Raw genomic sequence first — 272 nt, 5'->3', positions numbered from 1 at the left:
TTATCTGCACTATTTTCCTTGTTTGACTGCAATTTACCTCATTTTTATCACCATTTTTAAAATGAGGACACGCCCTAATGTTTTTAGGATATTTTGACTATATATTTAATCTTAACCGAAGAATATGCCGCTCTAATAATTAACCTGTATTGCGCAAACCTGCTGCCAAAGCGTTAATACTACGGATTAATGGATCCTCAACATCAAGCTCATCATGATTGATGACGCCTGTAACGTCTTTTTGTCTGGCACGTTTTAACAACTCGATTTGT

At 35.7% G+C, this 272-nt stretch carries 1 protein-coding gene; it reads right to left on the bottom strand.

Features of this window, described 5'->3' with window-relative positions:
• Positions 1–139: 139 nt before the first annotated feature.
• Positions 140–272: phosphoenolpyruvate carboxylase (locus AAEY79_RS14905; protein WP_407074210.1), on the bottom strand; the 133-nt coding region annotated here is incomplete at its 5' end.

It is taken from the genome of Psychrobacter sp. GW64-MNA-CIBAN-0177, assembly GCF_040309585.1.
Lineage (GTDB): Bacteria > Pseudomonadota > Gammaproteobacteria > Pseudomonadales > Moraxellaceae > Psychrobacter > Psychrobacter okhotskensis.
Note: the sequence above shows the minus strand (reverse complement) of the source record. Positions and strands in the feature narration are given on the sequence as shown.